The organism is Streptomyces maremycinicus, assembly GCF_001184025.1.
Taxonomy (GTDB): Bacteria; Actinomycetota; Actinomycetes; order Streptomycetales; family Streptomycetaceae; genus Streptomyces; species Streptomyces maremycinicus.
Window position 1 is genome coordinate 223,939 of record NZ_BBYG01000011.1, and the last position, 21,401, is coordinate 245,339.

The 21,401-nt window shown below is 70.7% G+C and carries 18 protein-coding genes; 7 read left to right on the forward strand and 11 right to left on the reverse strand.

Annotated features, from left to right (window positions below; translation table 11 throughout):
* Positions 1–16: 16 nt before the first annotated feature.
* The 4 genes from AOQ37_RS11465 (at position 17) to AOQ37_RS11480 (ending at position 3,896) form a co-directional block, all read left to right on the forward strand.
* Positions 17–1,303, forward strand: a complete 1,287-nt coding sequence (locus AOQ37_RS11465; protein ID WP_062643914.1) for a hypothetical protein — start codon at positions 17–19, stop codon at positions 1,301–1,303.
* Positions 1,300–1,770 carry a DUF7144 family membrane protein gene (locus AOQ37_RS11470; RefSeq protein WP_078890128.1) on the forward strand — a complete coding sequence of 157 codons (471 nt, stop codon included), beginning with the start codon at positions 1,300–1,302 and terminating at the stop codon, positions 1,768–1,770. Before AOQ37_RS11465 ends, AOQ37_RS11470 begins: the two co-directional genes overlap by 4 nt.
* A gap of 116 nt (positions 1,771–1,886) precedes the next feature.
* Positions 1,887–3,377: an AlkA N-terminal domain-containing protein gene (locus AOQ37_RS11475; RefSeq protein ID WP_304956779.1), complete on the forward strand. Its 1,491-nt coding sequence runs from the start codon at positions 1,887–1,889 to the stop codon at positions 3,375–3,377.
* Positions 3,378–3,386: 9 nt separating this feature from the next.
* Positions 3,387–3,896: a methylated-DNA--[protein]-cysteine S-methyltransferase gene (locus AOQ37_RS11480; protein ID WP_062643916.1), complete on the forward strand. Its 510-nt coding sequence runs from the start codon at positions 3,387–3,389 to the stop codon at positions 3,894–3,896.
* Positions 3,897–4,153: 257 nt separating this feature from the next.
* Here the strand turns inward: AOQ37_RS11480 and AOQ37_RS11485 are convergent, their stop codons facing one another.
* Positions 4,154–5,242, reverse strand: coding sequence for an ADP-ribosylglycohydrolase family protein (locus AOQ37_RS11485; RefSeq protein WP_062643917.1), 1,089 nt, complete (start codon positions 5,240–5,242; stop codon positions 4,154–4,156).
* 211 nt (positions 5,243–5,453) lie between these two features.
* Between AOQ37_RS11485 and AOQ37_RS11490 the strand changes: the two genes are divergently transcribed.
* Entirely contained in the window at positions 5,454–6,572 is a 1,119-nt protein-coding gene (locus AOQ37_RS11490; RefSeq protein WP_062643924.1) for a glycerate kinase, read from the forward strand.
* 34 nt (positions 6,573–6,606) lie between these two features.
* Here AOQ37_RS11490 and AOQ37_RS11495 read toward each other — a convergent pair whose 3' ends face one another.
* From AOQ37_RS11495 to AOQ37_RS11540, 10 genes are all read right to left on the reverse strand, one after another.
* Entirely contained in the window at positions 6,607–7,833 is a 1,227-nt protein-coding gene (locus AOQ37_RS11495) for an alpha/beta hydrolase (RefSeq protein WP_062643926.1), read from the reverse strand.
* Between the two features lie 205 nt (positions 7,834–8,038).
* On the reverse strand, positions 8,039–8,857 hold the full coding sequence (gene pssA, locus AOQ37_RS11500; protein WP_062643928.1) for a CDP-diacylglycerol--serine O-phosphatidyltransferase: 819 nt from the start codon (positions 8,855–8,857) through the stop codon (positions 8,039–8,041).
* Between the two features lie 22 nt (positions 8,858–8,879).
* Positions 8,880–9,536: a phosphatidylserine decarboxylase gene (locus tag AOQ37_RS11505; RefSeq protein ID WP_062643930.1), complete on the reverse strand. Its 657-nt coding sequence runs from the start codon at positions 9,534–9,536 to the stop codon at positions 8,880–8,882.
* A gap of 170 nt (positions 9,537–9,706) precedes the next feature.
* On the reverse strand, positions 9,707–10,921 hold the full coding sequence (locus AOQ37_RS11510) for an acyl-CoA dehydrogenase family protein (RefSeq protein WP_062643932.1): 1,215 nt from the start codon (positions 10,919–10,921) through the stop codon (positions 9,707–9,709).
* A 2-nt stretch (positions 10,922–10,923) separates the two neighbouring features.
* Positions 10,924–11,448: a MaoC family dehydratase gene (locus tag AOQ37_RS11515; RefSeq protein ID WP_062643934.1), complete on the reverse strand. Its 525-nt coding sequence runs from the start codon at positions 11,446–11,448 to the stop codon at positions 10,924–10,926.
* Between the two features lie 2 nt (positions 11,449–11,450).
* Positions 11,451–12,410, reverse strand: coding sequence for an HpcH/HpaI aldolase/citrate lyase family protein (locus AOQ37_RS11520; RefSeq protein ID WP_057606081.1), 960 nt, complete (start codon positions 12,408–12,410; stop codon positions 11,451–11,453).
* Entirely contained in the window at positions 12,407–14,434 is a 2,028-nt protein-coding gene (locus tag AOQ37_RS11525) for an ethylmalonyl-CoA mutase (RefSeq protein WP_062643936.1), read from the reverse strand. The genes AOQ37_RS11520 and AOQ37_RS11525 overlap by 4 nt, the downstream gene beginning before the upstream one ends.
* 17 nt (positions 14,435–14,451) lie before the next feature.
* Positions 14,452–15,789 (reverse strand): crotonyl-CoA carboxylase/reductase, encoded by a 1,338-nt coding sequence (ccrA, locus tag AOQ37_RS11530; RefSeq protein ID WP_062644458.1) that lies wholly within the window; start codon positions 15,787–15,789, stop codon positions 14,452–14,454.
* 431 nt (positions 15,790–16,220) lie between these two features.
* Entirely contained in the window at positions 16,221–17,036 is an 816-nt protein-coding gene (locus AOQ37_RS11535; protein WP_062644460.1) for a TetR family transcriptional regulator, read from the reverse strand.
* Positions 17,037–17,175: 139 nt separating this feature from the next.
* A complete protein-coding gene (locus AOQ37_RS11540; protein WP_062643938.1) occupies positions 17,176–18,981 on the reverse strand; it encodes a 3-hydroxyacyl-CoA dehydrogenase family protein in 1,806 nt (601 codons plus the stop codon).
* A gap of 436 nt (positions 18,982–19,417) precedes the next feature.
* On the opposite strand from AOQ37_RS11540, the gene AOQ37_RS11545 reads away from it, so the two are divergent.
* On the forward strand, positions 19,418–19,993 hold the full coding sequence (locus tag AOQ37_RS11545) for an adenylosuccinate lyase (RefSeq protein WP_062643940.1): 576 nt from the start codon (positions 19,418–19,420) through the stop codon (positions 19,991–19,993).
* 224 nt (positions 19,994–20,217) lie between these two features.
* Positions 20,218–21,345 (forward strand): tryptophan dimethylallyltransferase family protein, encoded by a 1,128-nt coding sequence (locus AOQ37_RS11550; RefSeq protein WP_234436876.1) that lies wholly within the window; start codon positions 20,218–20,220, stop codon positions 21,343–21,345.
* Positions 21,346–21,401 lie beyond the last annotated feature (56 nt).

Genomic DNA, 21,401 nt, shown 5'->3' on the forward strand with positions numbered 1-21,401 from the left:
GGCGAGGGAGCCTGCCATGCCGGAAAGCGGTGTCCCCGCCGACGCGGAGCTGGAGGCGCTCAGGGCCCGCATCGCGGCTCTGGAGGAGGAGCGCACCCGTCCTCCCGCCCACCACCGGGTCCGCTCGGTCTTCGCGGTCCTCCTCATCGTCCTCGGCTGTGTCCTGGTCCCGCTGGGCCTGGTGGCGGCCTGGACCTCGAGCATCGTGGGCGACACCGACCGCTATGTCGCCACCGTCCGTCCGCTGGCCTCCGACAAGGACATCCAGAACGCGGCCGCCACCCGCGTCACGGACGCGCTGATGGACCGCATCGACCTCACCGCCCTCCTCCAGGACGCGGCCCCGGCCCAGCGCCCCCTGCTGGAGAAGGCCCTCGGCAGGCTCGGCCCCTCGCTCGAGAGCGCCGTGCGCAGCTTCGTGCACGACAAGGCGCAGGCGGTCGTGGCCTCCGACGCCTTCGAGCGGATCTGGGTCGACGCCAACCGCCGGATCCACAGTTCCGTCGAGAAGGCCCTGACCGGCCGGGGCGGCGGCGCGGTGAAGATCGAGAACGACACGGTGAAGGTCGACCTCGCCCCCGTCGTCGAGCAGGTCAAGCAGCGGCTGGTCGACTCCGGGATGACCATCGCCGGGAAGATCCCGGAGATCCACACCGACTTCACGGTCGTCGAGTCCGAGGACATCGGCAAGGTCAAGACCTACTTCCGGATGCTCGAACTGATCGGCTTCTGGCTCCCGGTCATCGCGGTCCTGCTGGTGGCGGGGGGCGTCCTGCTCTCGACGCACCGCCGCCGGGTCCTGATCGTCGCCGCACTGTGCTTCGCCTTCGCCGCGCTCCTCCTGGGCGTCGCCCTGTCCGTCTTCCGGGTCGTCTACCTGGACGCCCTCCCGGCCGGTGTCTCCCAGGCGGCCGCCGGGTCCGTGTACGACACGCTCATCCGTTTCCTGCGCACCTCCGTGCGCTCGGTGGTGGCCCTCGGCGTGGTGATCGCCATCGCCGCCTGGCTCACGGGGCCCTGGCGTCAGGCCGCCCTGGTGCGGCGGCTCTGGCACTCGGGCATCGGCGCGGTGCGCGGCACCGCCGACCACGCCGGACTGCGCACCGGTCCCGTCGGCCCGTTCGTCGACCGCTACCGCACCTGGATCACCTGGATCCTGGCCGCGGGAGCCGTCCTGGCCTTTCTCCTGTGGCCGTATCCGACCGGCTGGGTCGTGATCGGCCTCGCCCTCGCGCTGCTCTTCGCGCTCGGCATCGTCGACTTCCTCGCGACCCGGCCCCACCGAAAGGACAGCCCCGCATGAGCTCGCACTCGCCGACCGGAGAGCCGCACGGTGAGATCGGCACCGCCTGGTCCACGCCACGCGGCGGTGGCCCCTCCGGGCCCGGCGCGCACGACCGCCCGGCCGACGGTGTCGTCTTCGCCGGCGTCCTGCTGCTGTGCGGCGGCGTGCTCGCCGTTCTCCAGGGCATCGCGGCCATCGCCGAGGACGACATCTACGCCCGCGTCGGCTCGTACGCCTACGAACTCGACCTCACCGGCTGGGGCTGGATCCACCTCGTCCTCGGCGTCGTCGCGGCGGTCACCGGCGCGGCCCTGCTCAAGGGCGTGGCCCGGGCGCGCTTCGCGGGCATCTTCCTCGCCGCGCTGAGCCTGGTCACCCAGTTCCTGTTCCTGCCCTACGAGCCGCTCTGGTCGGTCGTCGTCATGGCGATCGACGTGTTCGTGATCTGGTCGCTGGCGACGTGGCAGGAGCGGGGGACGGGCTGAGGACCCGGACGAAGGCTTCCGGGTACCCGCGCGGGAGCCGGCCGAGGGGCGGGTCGCGCGAGGTCGATGTCGGATTCTCGCCAGCGCCGGGCCGGTGACCGGCCCATGCTGGACGCATGCAGAACGGGATGTACACCGATCGGGAGCGCTGTCTGCGCGCCGTGCAGTCCAAGGACGCGCGGTTCGACGGCTGGTTCTTCACGGCCGTCCTGACCACCGGCATCTACTGCCGGCCCAGCTGCCCCGTCGTCCCGCCCAAGCCGCAGAACATGGTCTTCCACCCGAGCGCCGCCGCCTGTCAGCAGGCCGGTTTCCGCGCCTGCAAGCGCTGCCGGCCCGACACGACACCGGGCTCCCCGGAGTGGAACCGGCGCGCCGACCTGGTCGCCCGCGCGATGCGGTTGATCGCCGACGGCGTCGTCGACCGGGAAGGCGTGCCCGGACTCGCGGCCCGCCTCGGCTACAGCACCCGCCAGGTCGAACGCCAGCTCCTCGCCGAACTCGGCGCGGGACCGCTCGCGCTGGCCCGTGCGCAGCGCGCCCAGACCGCCCGGCTGCTCATCGAGACCACCGAACTCCCCATGGCGCAAGCCGCGTTCGCATCGGGCTTCGCCTCCATCCGCACCTTCAACGACACCGTCCGCGAGGTCTTCGCGCTCTCCCCGAGCGAACTGCGGGCCCGCGTCCCGCGGAAGAACCCCGCCGCCCGCCCGGCGACGCCCGGCACGCTCGCCCTGCGCCTGCCCTTCCGCGCCCCGCTCAACCCCGACAACCTCTTCGGCCATCTCGCCGCGACCGGCGTCCCGGGCGTCGAGGAATGGCGGGACGGCGCGTTCCGGCGCACGCTGCGGCTGCCGTACGGACACGGCATCGTGGCCCTCACCCCGAACGCCGACCACATCGGCTGCCGCCTCACCCTCAGCGACCTGCGCGACCTCACCGTCGCGATCAGCCGCTGCCGTCGCATGCTCGACCTGGACGCCGACCCGGTCGCCATCGACGATCAGCTGCGCACGGATCCGCTGCTCGCCCCCCTGGTGGACAAGGCGCCCGGCCGCCGGGTGCCCCGTACGGTCGACGAGGCGGAGTTCGCGGTCCGGGCCGTGCTGGGCCAGCAGGTCTCCACGGCGGCCGCCCGCACCCACGCGGCCCGTCTGGTCACCGCGCACGGCGACCCCGTCGACGACCCCGAGGGCGGCCTCACCCATCTCTTCCCGACCGCCGAGGCGCTCGCCGCCGTCGACCCCGGCACCCTGGCGATGCCCCGCACCCGCCGCACCACCTTCACCACCCTCGTCGGACAACTCGCCGACGGGACACTGCACTTGGGGGTGGAGAGCGACTGGCCGAAGGCGCGCGCCCTGCTGCTCGCGCTGCCCGGCTTCGGACCCTGGACGGTCGACGTCATCGCGATGCGCGCCCTGGGCGACCCCGACGCCTTCCTCGCCACCGACCTCGGCATCCGGCGCGCCGCGAAGGAGCTGGGCCTGCCCTCCACGCCGGCGGCGCTCACCGCCCGCGCGGCGGGCTGGCGCCCCTGGCGGGCGTACGCCGTCCAGTACCTCTGGGCCACCGACAGCCACCCGATCAACTTCCTGCCCGTGTAAGGAATCTCCGTGAAACAGCACACGATCGTCGACAGCCCGTACGGCCCTCTCACGCTCGTCGCCGACGACGGCGTCCTGTGCGGCCTGTACATGACCGACCAGCGCCACCGCCCGCCCGAGGAGAGTTTCGGCCCGCGCGACGCCACCCCCTTCGGCGAGGCGGAGGAACAGCTGGAGGCGTACTTCGCGGGCGGGTCCAAGGACTTCGGCGTCGAACTCCGCCTGCACGGAACCCCGTTCCAGCGCTCCGTCTGGGCGGAACTGCGGAAGATCCCGTACGGCGAGACCCGCACCTACGGCGAACTCGCCGAAGCCCTCGGCAATCCGGCGGCCTCCCGCGCGGTGGGCCTCGCCAACGGCAGGAACCCCATCGGCATCATCGTGCCCTGCCACCGTGTGATCGGGGCCGGCGGCGGTCTCACCGGCTACGGCGGCGGCCTGGACCGCAAGCGGCGGCTGCTGGCCTTCGAGAGCGGCAACGCCCCCGCGGACGCGACCCTGTTCACGCTCGAGGCGTGAGGACCCGGGGGCGGTCGACGGACCGCTCCCGCCATACATGACCTCTGCATGACCTGCGCCTGGGAGGGTCTGGGAGGGTCTGGGAGGGTCTCGGAGGGCCTTTGCCGGGCGGGGCCCACCGTTCGTCCGACCTTCACCCGGGCCAGGTACGGGACTTCCGGGTTCGCGGCGCCGCCCCTCCCCCCCCCGCACGTCCGTCGCCTCCGTCCGGAGGACAGTCATGGCCGCCGTCGAGACTCCCCGGCGCAACCGACGGCTCAGCCGCGTGCCGGGCGGTCCCGTGCCTCGGTCAGCCGTAGCGTGCGCCGTGCCAGCTCGCTGATCCGGGCGCCGTCGAAGCCGAACACGGCGCTGCGCACGGTGTCCTCCAGCGGCTCCGTCCACTGCGGCGGGATCGCCGAGGCGCCGGTCAGCACACCGGCCACCGAACCGGCCGTCGCGCCGTTGGAGTCGGTGTCCAGGCCGCCGCGCACGGTGAGCGTGACGGTCCGGGTGAAGTCGCCGTCGCCGTAGAGCAGTCCGGCGGTGAGGACGGCGGCGTTCGGGACGGTGTGGATCCAGCCCAGGCCCGCCGTCTCCTCGCTCACCGCGGTGAGCGTGTCCTCCCAGGTCATGCGGGTGTCGTGGAGGGAGGCGACCCGGCGCACGGTGCGGGCGAGCCGACTGCTCGCCGGGACGACGGCCAGCGCCTCGTCCAGCGCGTGGCGCACCGTCGGCGCGGTGAACGCCGCCGCGATCAGCGCCGCCGCGAACATCGCGCCGTACACGCCGTTGCCGGTGTGCGAGAGCACCGCGTCCCGGCGGGCGAGGCCGGCGGCGCGGCGGGGGAGGCCCGGGCAGGTCCAGCCGTAGATGTCGGCGCGGATCAGGGCGCCGATCCACTCCTGGTACGGGTTGTCGTAGGTCGCCGTCAGCGGGGGCTTCAGCCCGGCCGTGAGGTTGCGGTAGGCGGCCCGCTCGGCGGTGAACGTCTGGAGACAGGGCAGCCGCAGCAGCCACAGGTCGCCGACCTGCTCGGTACTGAAGCCGAAGCCGTGGGTCTCCAGGAGGTCCAGACCGAGGATCGCGTAGTCGACGTCGTCGTCGCGGCAACTGCCGTGGATGCGGCCGCGCACACACGCCCGCCACTCCGGGCGCAGCCGCAGGCCGTCCTCCTCGGTGGCCGGCTCCGGCAGGTAGTCGGTGAGCGGCAGGGCGGCGGCCCGCCGCAGATAGCGGTCGATGCGCTCGCGCGTCCACAGATCGCCCTGCTCGACCGGTTTGCCGAGCATGTTGCCCGCGATCCGGCCCAGCCAGCCCCCGAGGACGCGGTCGGCGAGCTCCGGCTCGCCGCCCACAGGGGTCATGCGTCCGGTCTACCCGATCCGGCGGCCGCGCGCGAGGGCGTCGACGGCCGCACAGCCGTCGCTCGGGGTTGTTCCAGGGTCCGGGCACCGCATGACGGCGGGGGCTGCTTCCGGTTAAGGTCGCAGCGGCGCGACTGGCCCTGACGTGCGCGGGGCCCGGAGAGCAAGGGGATGCAAGGTGACGGACGCTCCAGCGCGGGGCACCCGAAGGGTGCTCGTGGCCGCGGACAAGTTCAAGGGCTCACTGACGGCCGTGGAGGTCGCCGAGCGGGTGACGGCGGGCCTGCGCCGGGCGGTGGCGGACATCGAGGTGGAGTCCCTCCCCGTCGCCGACGGCGGTGACGGGACCGTCGCCGCGGCGGTCGCGGCGGGCTTCGAGCGCCGGGAGGTACGGGTCGCCGGGCCGCTCGGGCAGGAGGTGACCGCCGCGTTCGCGGTGCGCGGTGACACCGCGGTCGTGGAGATGGCGGAGGCGAGCGGCCTCCAGCGGCTCCCGGCCGGCGTCTTCGCGCCCCTGACGGCGTCGACGTACGGCTCCGGCGAGCTGCTGCGGGCGGCGCTGGACGCGGGGGTGCGGACGATCGTGTTCGGGGTCGGCGGCAGCGCCACCACGGACGGCGGCGCGGGCATGCTGTCCGCGCTCGGCGCGCGGTTCCTCGGCGAGGACGGCGAACCGGTGGCCCCGGGCGGCGGCGGTCTGGCGGAGCTGGCCCGTGCCGACCTGTCGGCGCTGGATCCCCGGCTGTCCTCCGTGGAACTGGTGCTGGCGAGCGACGTCGACAATCCGCTGACCGGCCCCAAGGGCGCACCGGCGGTGTACGGCCCGCAGAAGGGCGCCTCGCCGGACGACGTCGAGACGCTGGACGCGGCGCTCGCGCACTACGCGAAGGTGCTGGAGACGGAGCTCGGGCCGAAGGCGGCGGAGTACGCCGCGGCTCCCGGCGCGGGCGCCGCGGGCGGCATCGGCTACGGGGCGCTGCTCATCGGCGCCCGGTTCCGCGCCGGCATCGAGGTCATGCTCGACGTGCTGGGCTTCGCGCCGGCCCTCGAGCGGGCCGAGCTGGTGATCACCGGTGAGGGCTCGCTGGACGAGCAGACCCTGCACGGCAAGGCTCCCGCGGGCGTCGCCGCGGCAGCCCGGGCGGCCGGCAAGGACGTCGTCGCCGTCTGCGGCCGCCTCGCCCTGCCGCCGGCGGCGCTGGGCCGGGCCGGCATCCGCCGCGCGTATCCGCTGACGGACGCCGAGCCGGACCTCGCCCGGTGCATCTCGGAGGCCGGGCCGATCCTGGAGCGGGTGGCCGAACAGATCGGCCGCGACTTCCTGAGCTGAGCGAGGGCTGCGGCAGGGTGCTACGGCAGGGGGGCTACGGCAAGGGGATCAGCTCGCCGTCGGTCTCCCTGAAGTAGCTGCCGTTGGCGAGGTCCTCCACCTCGCCGTGCTTGAACCACTGCTTCGAGAAGTGGTGGACGGTCTTCGAGGTCGTCTCCCAGACCAGCGAATGACCCGCGCCGGCCAGGCAGAACATCAGCGTCCTCGGTCCCTTGACGGCGTCGTACAGGGCCGGCACGGAGAAACGCAGGTTGTCCGGGAAGGTGGCGGGACTGTTCGCCGTCCGGTCCAGTTCCCCGTAGGCGATGAGGACGGGAACCCGCTTGCCGAGCACCCGTGTGCCGGCCGGGTTCTCGTACCCCGCCGTCTGGCTGTTCCAGCCCCACGAGTACGTGTTCCGGTACCGCAGGACACCCTCGTACACGCCCGGTGCCTCCTCATGGCCCCACTTGACGGTGAGGGCGTCGTCCTGCACGCACGCGTCCCAGGCGCGCTCGTCGATGCCGGGCTCCCACAGGGCGGGGGTGCTCGCCAGCGAGGCCTTGAACCCGGTCTTTCCGGCGACGTGCATCGGGAAGCCGAACTGGTTGGCCGGCGTGGACACGGGCAGCGTCGATACACCGGGGGGCCGTCCGAAGGGGTCGGCGGGGTTCCCCGACCAGCGTCCCTTGGGCGGGAACACCGGGGCGAGCAGGAACAGGCTCTCGACGTTCTCGGGATGGCGGAGCGTGTAGGGGCCCATGACGAGCGCGGCCGCGGACCAGCCGACGAAACGGATCGGCTTGTCCAGGCCGGGCACGGCCCTGATGTACTTGACCACCGTTTCGAGCTCCGCCGCCTCGCTCTCCGAATTGCCCAGCTCGTGCGGGTACGGGGGCAGGCTCGCGCAGGGTTCCGGGAGCGGATTGGGGACGAGGACCGCTTGTTGCTGCGCCGGGTTGGCGTTGCACGGCTCGTCCATCACCTTGGGGCGCGTCGACCGGCCGGACCCCTGGAGATCCATGACGAAGACGTCGTAGCCGTCCTGCGCGAGTTCCTGGGCCCAGCTGTACCGGGTGGCGTGCCCGTTCGGCACCGGGGCCAGGTCGAACCCCGCCAGTGCCGGGACGCTTCTGCCGTGCAGCATCAGGACCGGCTTGCGCGGGTTGCCGCCGTGGGTGCCGTCGTACTCCCGGACGGCGAGCAGCACCGCGTCGCCGAAGTTGGCGGGGATCTTCGAGATGTGCGGTACGAGATGTTCCTTGAGGACGAGTGAGGGCATGACCATCTCCCGATGGGTGCAAAGGGGGCATTTCTCGTACAATCCCCCCTCCTCTACCGTCCTCCTCTTCCTCACGCTCTGCAACCGCGCGCTGATCGCCGGTAGTTGACGGAGCAAGGTCGTACGACGGACGTCCTTGAACGCGAAACGGGCGTGGCCCGGACCTCGAAGGTCCGGGCCACGCCCGTCGAGCGGTGCAGCGAGGTCAGGGCAGCTGTGCCGCTCGTGCCTCGCGCCGGTTGTCACGGAAGTTGTTCACCCGGCGGGCCGTGGCGAACAGCGGGATGACCGCGCCCATGACGAGCTGAAGCGCGCAGCCGGTCTGGAGCAGGAGCTGACCGCTCGGGGCGTCGAACGCCCAGGCCGCCAGCAGGCCCATCGACAGCACGATCCAGGCGAGCATCGCGCCGGCCAGGCGGCCCCGCGGCTTCGGGTACTCGACCCGGCTCACCATCAGCCAGGCGGTGCCGATGATCGCCATGAGCGTGGCGACGAACGGCAGCTCGAGGAGCACGATCGAGACGACCGTCAGCGCGCCGAACGGCGACGGCATGCCCTGGAAGGTGCCGTCCTTGACGGTGACGCACGAGAATCTCGCGAGCCTCAGCACCACCGCGAGCAGCACCACGATCGCGCCGACCGCCGCCACCCGCTGGTGGGCGTCGTCCGCGACCATGCCGTAGACCAGGACGAAGTACGCCGGGGCCAGACCGAAGCTGATCAGGTCCGAGAGGTTGTCCAGTTCCGCGCCCATCGGGGAGGAACGGAGCTTGCGTGCGACCAGGCCGTCGAACAGGTCGAAGACCGCCGCGCACAGCATCAGGATGACCGCCGTGGCCGCGCTGTGGCGGGCCATGCCGGATTCCTGGCTGCCGGTGAGGTGCGGGATCAGGATGCCGGTGGTGGTGAAGTACACCGCCATGAATCCGCACGTCGCGTTGCCGAGGGTGAGCGTGTCCGCTATCGACAGGCGCAGAGAGAGGGGCATCTCCTCCTCGTCGTCCACCTCGTCGGCCTCGGGCACCCAGCCCGCCTGGGTCTCCGGGTCAATCACGGTCAATGCGAGTCACCCCTGCCACGGTCTTCTGCCCCACCTCGACCGCGACGTCCACGCCCTCGGGGAGGTAGATGTCGACACGCGAACCGAAGCGGATCAGGCCGATCCGCTCGCCCTGCTCGACCTTCGTGCCCTCGGGGAGATAGGGGACGATGCGGCGGGCGACGGCTCCGGCGATCTGGATCATCTCGATGTCACCGAGCTCGGTGTCGAAGTGCCAGACGACGCGCTCGTTGTTCTCGCTCTCCTTGTTGAACGCCGGCACGAACCCGCCCGGGATGTGCTCGACCGACGTCACGGTGCCGGCCAGCGGCGCGCGGTTGACGTGGACGTTGAGCGGGCTCATGAAGATCGCGACCCGGGTGCGCCCGTCCTTCCACGGCATGATGCTCTGCACCACACCGTCGGCGGGGGAGATGACCCGGCCCGAGGCGATCTCGCGCTCGGGGTCGCGGAAGAACCACAGCATGCCCGCCGCGAGAGCGGTGGCGGGCACGGCGACGGCCTTGGCGGCACCCGAGCGGCGGGCGCGCAGCAGGCTGACGGCTGCGGTGGCGACGGTCGGCAGAAGCCACGGCGATGCTCCGCGCGCGAGGCGTGCGCCTACCAGGCTGTCGCGGTGTGCAGAGGTTTGGCTGTGGGGCATGGATGACCTTCGTAGCGGATGATGCCGCGCTTCGACGGGGGGACGGCGGCTTTCCGCGATCGTAGCGGTTCGGGGCCACAACTGGGTAAGCAAGGAAACCGAGTCGACGGCAGGGGGAAGGTGACGGGGTGTGATCTTCTTCTCGAAGAAAACACCCCCAACCCGGACAATCAGCCCTGGAACCGGTATTCCTCGAGCAGCCTGCGCCCGATGATCATTTTCTGGATTTCTGCGGTGCCTTCACCGATCAGCAGCATCGGGGCCTCACGGTAGAGGCGCTCGATCTCGTACTCCTTGGAGAAGCCGTAGCCTCCGTGGATGCGGAAGGCGTCCTCCACGACCTCCTTGCAGTACTCGGAGGCGAGGTACTTCGCCATCCCTGCCTCAAGGTCGTTTCGTTCCCCAGAGTCCTTTTTGCGTGCGGCGTTCACCATCATGGCATGAGCGGCCTCGACCTTGGTAGCCATCTCGGCCAGCTTGAACTGGATAGCCTGGTGCTGGGCGATCGGCTTGCCGAACGTGTGGCGCTGCTGGGCGTACGACACGCCCAGCTCGAAGGCACGCTGGGCGACGCCGCAACCACGGGCGGCGACATTGACGCGGCCCACCTCGACGCCGTCCATCATTTGGTAAAAACCTCGGCCGGTGACCCCGCCGAGCACACGATCCGCGGGAAGACGCAGGCCGTCCATGATGAGCTCGGTGGTGTCGACCCCCTTGTAGCCCATCTTGTCGATCTTGCCCGGGATGGTCAGACCGGGGCGGACCTCACCGAAGCCGGGTTCCTTCTCGATCAGGAAGGTCGTCATCGACTTGTGCGGCTTGGCGGCCGCCTCTTCGGGGGAGTGTCCTTCGTCACTTCGGACCAGAACGGCCACCAGCGACGACGTACCACCGTTCGTCAGCCACATCTTCTGGCCGTTGAGGACGTACTCGTCACCGTCCTTCACCGCCTTCGACGTGATCGCGGACACGTCCGAGCCGAGCGCCGGCTCCGACATGGAGAAGGCGCCGCGGATGTCGCCGGCCGCCATCCTCGGCAGGTAGTGGTCCTTCTGCTCCTGCGTGCCGTGCTGCTTGAGCATGTACGCCACGATGAAGTGCGTGTTGATGATGCCGGAGACCGACATCCAGCCGCGGGCGATCTCCTCGACGCACAGGGCGTACGTCAGGAGCGACTCGCCCAGACCGCCGTACTCCTCGGGGATCATCAGACCGAACAGGCCCAACTCCTTGAGGCCGTCGACGATCTGCTGCGGGTACTCGTCGCGGTGTTCCAGCCCGGTCGCGACCGGGATGATCTCCTTGTCCACGAAATCGCGGACGGTGGAGAGGATCTCCTGCTGGATGTCGGTCAGACCGGCGGTCTGGGCGAGGCGCGCCATGGCTACTTCTCCGTCTTTTCCGAAGGGTCGTTCAGCTCCGGGCGGCCCGGCTGCTCGCCGCCGCGCTCCTTGATGTACGTCTCGGTCGGCACCATGACCTTGCGGCGGAACACGCAGACCAGCGTGCCGTCCTGCTTGTAGCCCTTGGTCTCGACGTGGACGATCCCGCGGTCGTTCTTCGACTTCGACGGCCACTTGTCGAGCACGGTCGTCTGCCCGTAGACCGTGTCCCCGTGGAATGTCGGCGCCACGTGCTTCAGCGACTCGATCTCCAGGTTGGCGATCGCCTTGCCGGAGACGTCCGGGACCGACATGCCGAGCAGCAGCGAGTAGATGTAGTTCCCGACCACCACGTTCTTGCCGAAGTCCGTCGTCTTCTCGGCGTAGTTCGTGTCCATGTGGAGCGGGTGGTGGTTCATGGTGAGGAGACAGAACAGGTGGTCGTCGTACTCCGTGACCGTCTTGCCCGGCCAGTGCTTGTACGTCGCCCCGACCTCGAACTCCTCGTAGGTGCGTCCGAACTGCATGGTCAGGCCTCCGGGATCTCGAACTTGCCGGTGCGCTGCATGCCGGCGGCGCGTCCCTTGCCGGAGATGACCAGCGCCATCTTGCGGCTGGCCTCGTCGATCATCTCGTCGCCGAGCATCGCGGAGCCCTTCTTGCCGCCCGCCTCGGACGTGTAGTAGTCGTACGCGTCCAGGATCAGCTCGGCGTGGTCGTAGTCCTCCTGCGACGGCGAGAAGATCTCGTTGGACGCCTCGACCTGACCCGGGTGGAGCACCCACTTGCCGTCGAAGCCGAGCGCGGCGGCGCGTCCGGCGACCTCGCGGTAGCCGTCGACGTTGCGGATCTGGAGGTAGGGGCCGTCGATCGCCTGGAGGTCGTTGGCGCGGGCGGCCATCAGGATCTTCATCAGGATGTAGTGGTAGGCGTCCGCCGGGTAGCCCGGCGGCTGCTCGCCCACGACCAGCGACTTCATGTTGATCGACGCCATGAAGTCGGCCGGGCCGAAGATGATCGTCTCGATGCGCGGGGAGGCCTGCGCGATCTCGTTGACGTTGTTGAGCCCCTGCGCGTTCTCGATCTGCGCCTCGATGCCGATGCGGCCGACCTCGAAGCCCATGGTCTTCTCGATCTGCGTCAGGAGCAGGTCCAGCGCGACGATCTGCTGGGCGTTCTGCACCTTCGGCAGCATGATGCAGTCGAGGTTGGGGCCGGCCCCCTCGACCACCGTCACGACGTCGCGGTACGTCCACTCGGTCGTCCAGTCGTTGACCCGGACCACCCTCGTCTTGCCCGTCCAGTCGCCCTCGTTGAGGAACTTGACGATGGTGTGCCGCGCCTCGGGCTTGGCGAGCGGCGCGCACGCGTCCTCGAGGTCGAGGAACACCTGGTCCGCCGGGAGGCCCTGCGCCTTCTCGAGGAAGCGGGGGTTGCTGCCCGGGACCGCGAGACACGAGCGGCGGGGACGCAGACGGTTGACGGTCATGCGGGGACCTCCAGGGGGTCGAGCTTGTTCGCTTTCCGGATCTCGTCGACGATGCGGCCGATGATTCCGGTGATGTCGAAGTCCTTCGGGGTGAAGACCGCGGCCACGCCGGCAGCCCTGAGCTGTTCGGCGTCTCCATTCGGGATGATGCCACCGGCGATCACCGGGATGTCTGTGGCACCGGCCACACGCAGCCGTTCGAGGACGTCCGGCACCAGCTGGGCGTGCGAGCCGGAGAGGATGGACAGGCCGACGGCGTGCACGTCCTCCTCCAGCGCGGCGTCCACGATCTGCTCGGGCGTCAGCCGGATGCCCTGGTAGACGACCTCGAAGCCGGCGTCCCGCGCGCGGACGGCGATCTGCTCGGCGCCGTTGGAGTGCCCGTCCAGGCCCGGCTTGCCGACCAGGAAGCGCAGCTTGCCGACGCCCATGTCCTTCGCGGTCGCGTCGACCCGGCGGCGGACGTCGGCCATGGCCGAGCCCTCCTCGGCCGGGACCGCCACCGGCGCCGACGAGACACCGGTCGGGGCGCGGAACTCGCCGAACACCTCACGCAGCGCCCCGGCCCACTCGCCGGTCGTGACCCCGGCGCGGGCGCACTCCAGGGTGGCCTCCATGAGGTTGGCGGTGCCCTTGGCCGCCTCCTTCAGCTTCTCCAGCGCCTTGCACGGGCGCGGGTGGTTGAAGGGCGGCTGGTAGCGGGTGTCGCGCCAGTTCTCCAGGGAGGCGACGACCCGTGCCTCGACCGCCGGGTCGACTGTCTGGATGGCCGTGTCGAGGTCCGCGGTGAGCGGGTTGGGCTCGGTCGTCTCGAAGATGTTGACGCCGATGATCTTCTCCTGGCCGGATTCGATCCGGCCCCGGCGCTCGGCGTGCGAGGAGACGAGCTGCGACTTCAGGTAGCCGGACTCGACGGCGGCCATCGCGCCGCCCATCTCCTGGATCCGCTCGATCTCCGTGAGCGAGTCCTCGACCAGCTCGGCGACCTTCGCCTCGATGACGTGCGAGCCCTCGAAGATGTCCTCGTACTCCAGCAGGTCGCTCTCGTGGGCGAGCACCTGCTGGATGCGCAGCGACCACTGCTGGTCCCAGGGGCGGGGCAGGCCGAGGGCCTCGTTCCAGGCGGGGAGCTGCACGGCACGCGCGCGTGCGTCCTTGGACAGCGTCACGGCGAGCATCTCGAGGACGATCCGCTGGACGTTGTTCTCCGGCTGCGCCTCCGTCAGGCCCAGGGAGTTGACCTGGACGCCGTAGCGGAAGCGGCGCTGCTTGGCGTTCTCGATGCCGTAGCGCTCGCGGGTGATCCGGTCCCAGATGCGGCCGAAGGCGCGCATCTTGCACATCTCCTCGACGAAGCGGACACCCGCGTTGACGAAGAAGGAGATCCGGGCGACGACCTCGCCGAACTTCTCGGCCGGCACCTGTCCGGAGTCACGGACGGCGTCCAGCACCGCGATCGCCGTGGACATCGCGTACGCGATCTCCTGGACCGGGGTGGCCCCGGCCTCCTGAAGGTGGTAGCTGCATATGTTGATCGGGTTCCACTTCGGCATGTGGGACACCGTGTACGCGATCATGTCCGTCGTGAGGCGGAGGCTCGGCCCCGGCGGGAACACGTGCGTGCCCCGGGACAGGTACTCCTTGACGATGTCGTTCTGGGTCGTGCCCTGGAGCAGGGTGACGTCCGCGCCCTGCTCCTCGGCGACGACCTGATAGAGCGCCAGCAGCCACATGGCGGTGGCGTTGATCGTCATCGAGGTGTTCATCTGCTCCAGGGGGATGTCCTGGAACAGCCTGCGCATGTCACCGAGATGGGCCACCGGCACGCCGACCCTGCCGACCTCGCCGCGGGCGAGGACATGGTCGGAGTCGTAGCCGGTCTGGGTGGGCAGGTCGAACGCGACCGACAGACCCGTCTGGCCCTTGGCGAGGTTGCGCCGGTACAGCTCGTTGGACGCCTCGGCCGTGGAGTGACCGGCGTACGTGCGCATGAGCCACGGCCGGTCCTTCTGACGCTCAGTCATCTATGACCTCGGGTGTCTCAGATGTTGCGGAAGCGGTTGATGGCGTCGATGTGCTGGGCGCGCTTCTCCTCGTCGCGCACGCCCAGCCCCTCCTCGGGAGCCAGCGCGAGGACGCCGACCTTGCCCTGGTGGAGGTTGCGGTGCACGTCGTAGGCGGCCTGGCCGGTCTCCTCCAGGGAGTAGACCTTCGACAGCGTCGGGTGGATCTTGCCCTTCGCGATCAGCCGGTTGGCCTCCCAGGCCTCGCGGTAGTTGGCGAAGTGCGAGCCGATGATCCGCTTCAGGGACATCCACAGGTAGCGGTTGTCGTACTCGTGCATGTAGCCCGAGGTCGAGGCGCAGGTGGTGATGGTGCCGCCCTTGCGGGTGACGTAGACCGAGGCGCCGAAGGTCTCACGACCCGGGTGCTCGAAGACGATGTCGATGTCCTCGCCGCCGGTGAACTCGCGGATGCGCTTGCCGAAGCGCTTCCACTCCTTCGGGTCCTGGGTCCGCTCGTCCTTCCAGAACCGGTAGCCCTCGGCGTTGCGGTCGATGACCGCCTCGGCGCCCATGGCCCGGCAGATGTCGGCCTTCTCGGGGGAGGAGACGACACAGATCGGGTTGGCGCCGCCGGCCAGCGCGAACTGCGTGGCGTAGCTGCCCAGTCCGCCGCTGGCGCCCCAGATCAGGACGTTGTCGCCCTGCTTCATGCCGGCGCCGTTGCGGGACACCAGCTGCCGGTAGGCGGTGGAGTTGACGAGGCCGGGGGCCGCCGCCTCCTCCCACGACAGGTGGTCCGGCTTGGGCATCAGCTGGTTGGACTTGACCAGGGCGATCTCCGCGAGGCCGCCGAAGTTCGTCTCGAAGCCCCAGATGCGCTGCTCGGGGTCGAGCATCGTGTCGTTGTGGCCGTCCGAAGACTCCAGTTCGACGGACAGACAGTGCGCGACGACCTCGTCGCCCGGCCTCCAGGCGTTGACGCCCGGGCCGGTGCGCAGGACCACGCCCGCCAGGTCGGAACCGATGACGTGGTACGGCAGGTCGTGCCGCTTGGTGAGCTCGCTGAGCCTGCCGTAGCGCTCCAGGAAGGAGAACGTCGACACGGGCTCGAAGATCGAGGTCCACACGGAGTTGTAGTTGACCGAGGAGGCCATGACGGCCACCAGGGCCTCGCCCGGGCCCAGCTCGGGCAGGGCCACCTCGTCCAGGTGGAGGGACTTGCGGGGGTCCTTGTCGCGGCTCTCGAGCCCGGTGAACATCTCCGCCTCGTCCTTGTGCACGGTGATCGCGCGGTAGGACTCGGGGAGCGGCAGAGCGGCGAAGTCGTCCGGCGTCGAGTCCGGCGACTGGATCGCGTCCAGGATCTTCTGCATGGTCACGGTGTTGCCTCCGGCGGTGAGCGCCCTGAGGGCGGGGCGCTGAGGGTTACGTCGGTGCTGCTGAGGGTCGGGTCGAACGTGCCGTCGGTTCGGCGGATGTGCTGTTCGGCAGCGCTTTGTGGCGCGGGAGGTTGCCTGTGACGCAGGCGTCCGGGCGCGCAAGCCGAGTGGTTTGCGGGGACAGCCGGCGTACGAAAGGTCTCTGCACGCCGGCCGCCCGGACACCTTCAACGTATGACACCGCGTGTCACCCCGCAAGGCACTGAGTGCCAGAACTTGGTCTCAGATGAAATCTTTACGTAACAAATGAGCGATGATCGATCGAACGGGCCCTGAAATCCGCGCGAAAAGGTGCTCTGACATGCCAAAACGGCCACCCGGTGGGGTGGCCGTCGTCACAGCGTGGAGGGGATTCCGAGGAGAGCTCAGCGCTCCTTGAGGGCCTGCTCGATGGTGCGCATGACCTCGTCCAGCGAGGCGTCGGTGCGGGCGACCGTCACCAGGACCTCGCCCTGCGCGGAGACCGCCGCGGGGAGGTGCTGCGGGGCGCCGGCGCTGTTGCGGCCGGCTCCGATGCCCGTCCCGAACGTCTTGCGCACGATCGCGAAGGCGTGGTCGAGCTGGGTCTCCACGTCGCCCTGACCGTCGGCCCTGAGCCAGCGCCGCAGGACGTGGTTGTGGGCGGTGACCACGGCGGACGCGGCCACCTCGGCGAGCAGCGGATCGTCGTTGGCGTCGTCGTCGTGGGCGTGCTCGTCGAAGTGGCCGAGGAGGTAGCGGGTGAAGAGGCGCTCGTAGCGGGCCACCGACGCGATCTCCGCCTCGCGCAGGGTGGGCACCTCGCGGGTCAGCTTGTAGCGGGCGACCGAGATCTCCGGCCGGGCCGCGTACATCTTCATGACCTCCTTGATGCCGCGGCACACGGTGTCGAGCGGATGCTCGTGCGCCGGGGCCGCGTTGAGCACGGCCTCCGCCCGGATCAGGGTGTCGTCGTGGTCGGGGAAGATCGCCTCTTCCTTGGACCGGAAGTGACGGAAGAAGGTGCGGCGGGCGACTCCGGCCGCTGCCGCGATCTCGTCGACGGTGGTCGCCTCGTACCCCTTGGTCGCGAACAGCTCCATCGCCGCGGCCGCCAGTTCGCGGCGCATCTTGAGCCGCTGGGCTGCCGCGCGGCTGCCCGCGGCGCTCTCCGGCGCATCGGGCGTGGCGGGTGTACGTGAGGACCTGGCGGGCTGGGGCATGACCCGAACGTACTGCATGTGCGCAGCTCGGTGCGCGTGTCCGGGGTTTCCCCCGCCCTCGGGGGGCGGGGGAAACCCCGGGACGGGGTCGAGCAGCCCGCCCCAGTCCTCGTCCGCGTGCAGCCGTTCGCCGGTCCCGTCAGCGGCGGGCATATTCGCGGAAGCCGCGGCCGGTCTTGCGGCCGAGGCAGCCCGCGGCCACCAGGTGCTCCAGGAGCGGCGCCGGGGCCAGCCCCGGGTCCCGGAACTCGCGGTGCAGCACCTTCTCGATCGCCAGCGAGACGTCCAGTCCGACGACGTCCAGCAGCTCGAAGGGGCCCATCGGGTAGCCGCCGCCCAGCTTCATCGCCGCGTCGATGTCGTCGAGGGAGGCGTAGTGCTCCTGCACCATCTTGATCGCGTTGTTGAGGTACGGGAACAGCAGCGCGTTCACGATGAAGCCCGCGCGGTCCCCGCAGTCCACCGCGTGCTTCTTGATCTTTCCGCACACCTCGCGGACCGTCGCGTGGACGTCCTCGGCGGTCAGCACCGTACGGACGACCTCGACCAGCTTCATCGCGGGCGCCGGGTTGAAGAAGTGCATCCCGATCACGTCCTGCGGGCGCGAGGTGGCGCGGGCGCAGGCGACGACCGGCAGCGAGGAGGTCGTCGTGGCGAGGACCGCGCCGGGCTTGCACACCTTGTCCAGCGTCGCGAACAGCTGCTGCTTGATCTCCAGGTCCTCGGCGATCGCCTCGAGCGCCAGGTCGACGTCGGCGAAGGCGTCGTAGGAGCCGGCCGGGGTGACCCGGTCCAGGATCTGGGCGGCGGCCTCCGCGGTCAGCCGGCCCTTGTCGACCGAGCGGGCGAGCGACTTGCCGATCCGGGCCTTGGCGGTCTGCGCCTTCTCCTCGCTGCGGGCGGCCAGGACGACGTCGTAGCCGGCCTTGGCGAAGACCTCGGCGATACCGGAGGCCATGGTGCCGGAACCGGCCACGCCGACCGAACGGACCGTACGGCCCGGTGCCGCGCCGGCGCCGGACAGGGGCGTCAGCGCGTCCGGGACGACCGTCGCGCCGCCCGGCGCGTCGTAGGTGTAGAAGCCGCGGCCCGACTTGCGGCCGGTCAGGCCCGCCTCGCTGAGCTGCTTGAGGATCGGCGCGGGGGCGTGCAGGCGGTCGTGGGACTCGGCGTACATGGCCTCCAGGACCGTACGGGCGGTGTCCACGCCGATCAGGTCGAGCAGGGCGAGCGGGCCCATCGGCAGTCCGCAGCCCAGCCGCATCGCGGCGTCGATGTCCTCCCGCGAGGCGTACCGGGCCTCGTACATCGCCGCGGCCTGGTTGAGGTAGCCGAACAGCAGGCCGTCGGCGACGAAGCCCGGACGGTCGCCGACCGCGACCGGCTCCTTGCCGAGGTCCAGGGCGAGGTTGGTGACGGCGGTGACCGCGGTGGGCGCGGTCAGCACCGAGGAGACCACCTCGACCAGCTTCATGGCCGGCGCCGGGTTGAAGAAGTGCAGGCCCAGCACGCGCTCCGGACGCGCCGACTCGGCGGCGAGCCGGGTCACGGAGAGCGCGTTGGTGCCGGTGGCGAGGATGGTCTCGGGCCGCACCAGCCCGTCCAGCTCCCGGAAGATCTGCTGCTTGATCTCGTACGACTCCGGAGCCACCTCGATGACGAGGTCGGCCTCGGCCGCCGTGCGCAGGTCGGTGGAGACGCGGACGCGGGCCAGGACCGCCGTGCGCTCCTGCTCGGTGAGCCGGCCGCGCTGCACGGCGCGGGCGGTGGAGGCCTCCACGGCGGCGAGGGACCGCGCGGCCTGGGCCTCGCTGATGTCGACGCCGATCACCTCGCGTCCGGCCTTCGCCAGGACCTCGGTGATGCCGGTGCCCATGGTGCCGAGGCCGATGACGGCGATCGTCTGGAGCGGGGACAGAGGGATGTCGGACAGGGGAGCGGCCATCGCGGGACTCCAGAAATGAGGTGACGACTGGGAACGCGCCCGGGTGCGCCGGACGGCCTCACGGAAGCCTGGGCGCACCGGGTGCGGAGAAGGAGTTGCGGGTGTTGCCGGGCTGACGAGCGCACACGCCCGGTGCCGTCGCCGAGGGCGCGCACACGCCCGGAGCGAACGGCGGATCCGACCGGCCCTGTCCCGTGGCCGGGTCGTACAGCGGTACCTGTGGCACCGAACCGACTTCTCGCGGCGACTGCGTCACCAGGCCACCACGAGGAGGTGAGGCGAGTGGGTAACTCGCTCGTATGAGCTTAACCAGTGGGTAACGAGCGCGCCAGCCCTCGGCGGTGTGACCTGTCCCTCTCGAACGCCCCTTCCCGCGCGGCGGGCCGTGTGCCCGGTTCGCGTCACCGCGCCGAACCCGGCCCCCTACGCTCGGAACATGGACGAAGAGTTGCGATCACTCACGGAGCGCTTACGGCGCGAGTCCGGCGGGACGGCGGTGTACGAACGGTTGGCGCGCACCGCGGACCACGACGAACTGGCGGGCGTGCTCACCGAGTCGGGGCAGCCCCTCTGGGCCCGCGAACTGGCCGCGTTCCGGCTGGGATGCGCCGGCGACCGGCGCGCCTTCGAGGCGCTCGTCCTGCTGCTCAACCACCGCGACCCGCCGCGCTGCGCCTCCGCCGCCCACGCACTGGCCCGGCTCGACGATCCCCGCACCGCCCGGGCCGCGGCCGCCCTGGCCACCAATGAACTGCGCGTCGCCTACGCCCTGCACCCGGTCCGGCTGCTGGTGGACCTGCGCGCACCCGAGTCGGTGCCCGCGCTGATCACGACCCTGCGGCGGCGTCTGAGCCCGCACGACCCCTACCGCCGGGTGGCCCTCGCCTGTGTGGAGGGCCTGGGCGCGCTGGCCGACGACCGCGCGCGACCGGTACTCACCGACGCCCTGGCCCACCCGGCCCTGGCGGAGGCGGCCGTACACGCGCTGGCGCGCATCCCCGGGCAGCGCTGAGCACCGTCGGACCACGGACGGACAAGGGAGGCGCCCCTCCTTGTCCGTCCGTGGTCCGTTTGCTGGGGAAGCCGGGCACTTGTCGCCCATTAGTTCGAGATTCGAATATCTTCGCGATGGGAAGATCGCCTTCCGGCCGGACTAGAGGGCCGGCGCGCCCGTCGGGCTGCTGCCGAAGTGACCGCGGACGAGCCGGACCAGTCCGGCTGTGGAGGGTGATAGGCGTGACCAGCACTCAACTCCCTGACGAGATATCGCTCCTGAGCCCGCCTCAGGACGCGACCACGACCTTCGGGCAGTTCCTGGAGGAGAAGTGGTCAGCGGTCTGCCGGGGCCTGGGGACGGACGCAGAGGAGACGGAGAGTGTGCTCCGGGACCTGCGGGAGGCGCTCCACCCGTGGGGCGGGCGGCCCATGGGAACGCGTTGTGATCCGCCGTCGTTCGTCTCGGCCGACGGCTTCCCCGCCGAACTCTCCGTCAGCTGGAAGGCCGGCCGGCCCGAGGTCCGCGTGCTGTTCGAGTCGCTCGGCTCCGACGGCACCCCCCTCGGCTGCCAGGAGGCGGGCCGCAAGCTGACCCGGAGACTCGGCGGCAGACCCGGGACGGACATCACGCGCTGCCTGAGTGTCGAGGACCTGTTCCTCACGTCCGACCCCGATCGCTACCGCGCCACCATCTGGCACTCGCTGGCCTGGCGGCCGGGGGAGCGGCCTCACTACAAGGTCTACCTCAACCCGCAGGTGCACGGCCTGGACCGCGCGTACGAGGTCATGGCGCACGCCATGCACCGGCTGGGCCTGGCGCAGGCCTGGGAACCGGTGGCGCGGCGCAGCGAGGAACTGGAGCGCCGCGGGCACGAGTTGGAGCTCATGGCCCTCGATCTGGACGGCGGGGGCGCCTCCCGGGTGAAGGTCTACTTCCGGCACCGCCCCATGCCGATGGAGGAACTGGACACCGTGGCCGCCATGGCGCACCGCCACGACCCGGTCCGGGCGGCCCGCGCGGCCGCCGTCATCTACGGGCGGGACACTGGCGTCGTGCGCAACGAGCCGATGACCTGCCTGGCGTTCCGGGAGGGCGTGTCCGGCCCCGAGGAGGCCAACGTCTACCTGAGGCTGCCCGACAACACCCGCTCCGACGCCGAGGCGTCCGTACGCGTGGCCCGGCTCATGGAGCTGGAGGGGATCGACCCGGGCCCGCACGCCGAGATCCTGCGGCAGTTGACGGCGGAGCAGCCGAAGGACGCGCGGCAGGTACAGGAGTTGTGCAGCTACCGGACGATCTCGCCGGACCGGCCGGCGGACATCGGTCTGTACCTGCGGTTCCCCGCGTACGCCGACCCCGTGCTCTGAGACCGGACCACGGACGACGGCCCTCCACAGCCCCTCCGGTACCCACGGGCGGGCTC

What these genes read in the sequence shown, in the direction of transcription:
- AOQ37_RS11485 (WP_062643917.1), bottom strand. Translation starts at nt 5,242, where the DNA reads ATGACCCCTGTGGGCGGCGAGCCGGAGCTCGCCGACCGCGTCCTCGGG.
- AOQ37_RS11540 (WP_062643938.1), bottom strand. Translation starts at nt 18,981, where the DNA reads ATGGCCGCTCCCCTGTCCGACATCCCTCTGTCCCCGCTCCAGACGATC.
- AOQ37_RS11535 (WP_062644460.1), bottom strand. Translation starts at nt 17,036, where the DNA reads ATGCCCCAGCCCGCCAGGTCCTCACGTACACCCGCCACGCCCGATGCG.
- AOQ37_RS11505 (WP_062643930.1), bottom strand. Translation starts at nt 9,536, where the DNA reads ATGCCCCACAGCCAAACCTCTGCACACCGCGACAGCCTGGTAGGCGCA.
- AOQ37_RS11545 (WP_062643940.1), top strand. Translation starts at nt 19,418, where the DNA reads ATGGACGAAGAGTTGCGATCACTCACGGAGCGCTTACGGCGCGAGTCC.
- ccrA (WP_062644458.1), bottom strand. Translation starts at nt 15,789, where the DNA reads ATGCAGAAGATCCTGGACGCGATCCAGTCGCCGGACTCGACGCCGGAC.
- AOQ37_RS11510 (WP_062643932.1), bottom strand. Translation starts at nt 10,921, where the DNA reads ATGGCGCGCCTCGCCCAGACCGCCGGTCTGACCGACATCCAGCAGGAG.
- AOQ37_RS11475 (WP_304956779.1), top strand. Translation starts at nt 1,887, where the DNA reads ATGCAGAACGGGATGTACACCGATCGGGAGCGCTGTCTGCGCGCCGTG.
- AOQ37_RS11515 (WP_062643934.1), bottom strand. Translation starts at nt 11,448, where the DNA reads ATGCAGTTCGGACGCACCTACGAGGAGTTCGAGGTCGGGGCGACGTAC.
- AOQ37_RS11495 (WP_062643926.1), bottom strand. Translation starts at nt 7,833, where the DNA reads ATGCCCTCACTCGTCCTCAAGGAACATCTCGTACCGCACATCTCGAAG.
- AOQ37_RS11465 (WP_062643914.1), top strand. Translation starts at nt 17, where the DNA reads ATGCCGGAAAGCGGTGTCCCCGCCGACGCGGAGCTGGAGGCGCTCAGG.
- AOQ37_RS11470 (WP_078890128.1), top strand. Translation starts at nt 1,300, where the DNA reads ATGAGCTCGCACTCGCCGACCGGAGAGCCGCACGGTGAGATCGGCACC.
- AOQ37_RS11520 (WP_057606081.1), bottom strand. Translation starts at nt 12,410, where the DNA reads ATGACCGTCAACCGTCTGCGTCCCCGCCGCTCGTGTCTCGCGGTCCCG.
- AOQ37_RS11525 (WP_062643936.1), bottom strand. Translation starts at nt 14,434, where the DNA reads ATGACTGAGCGTCAGAAGGACCGGCCGTGGCTCATGCGCACGTACGCC.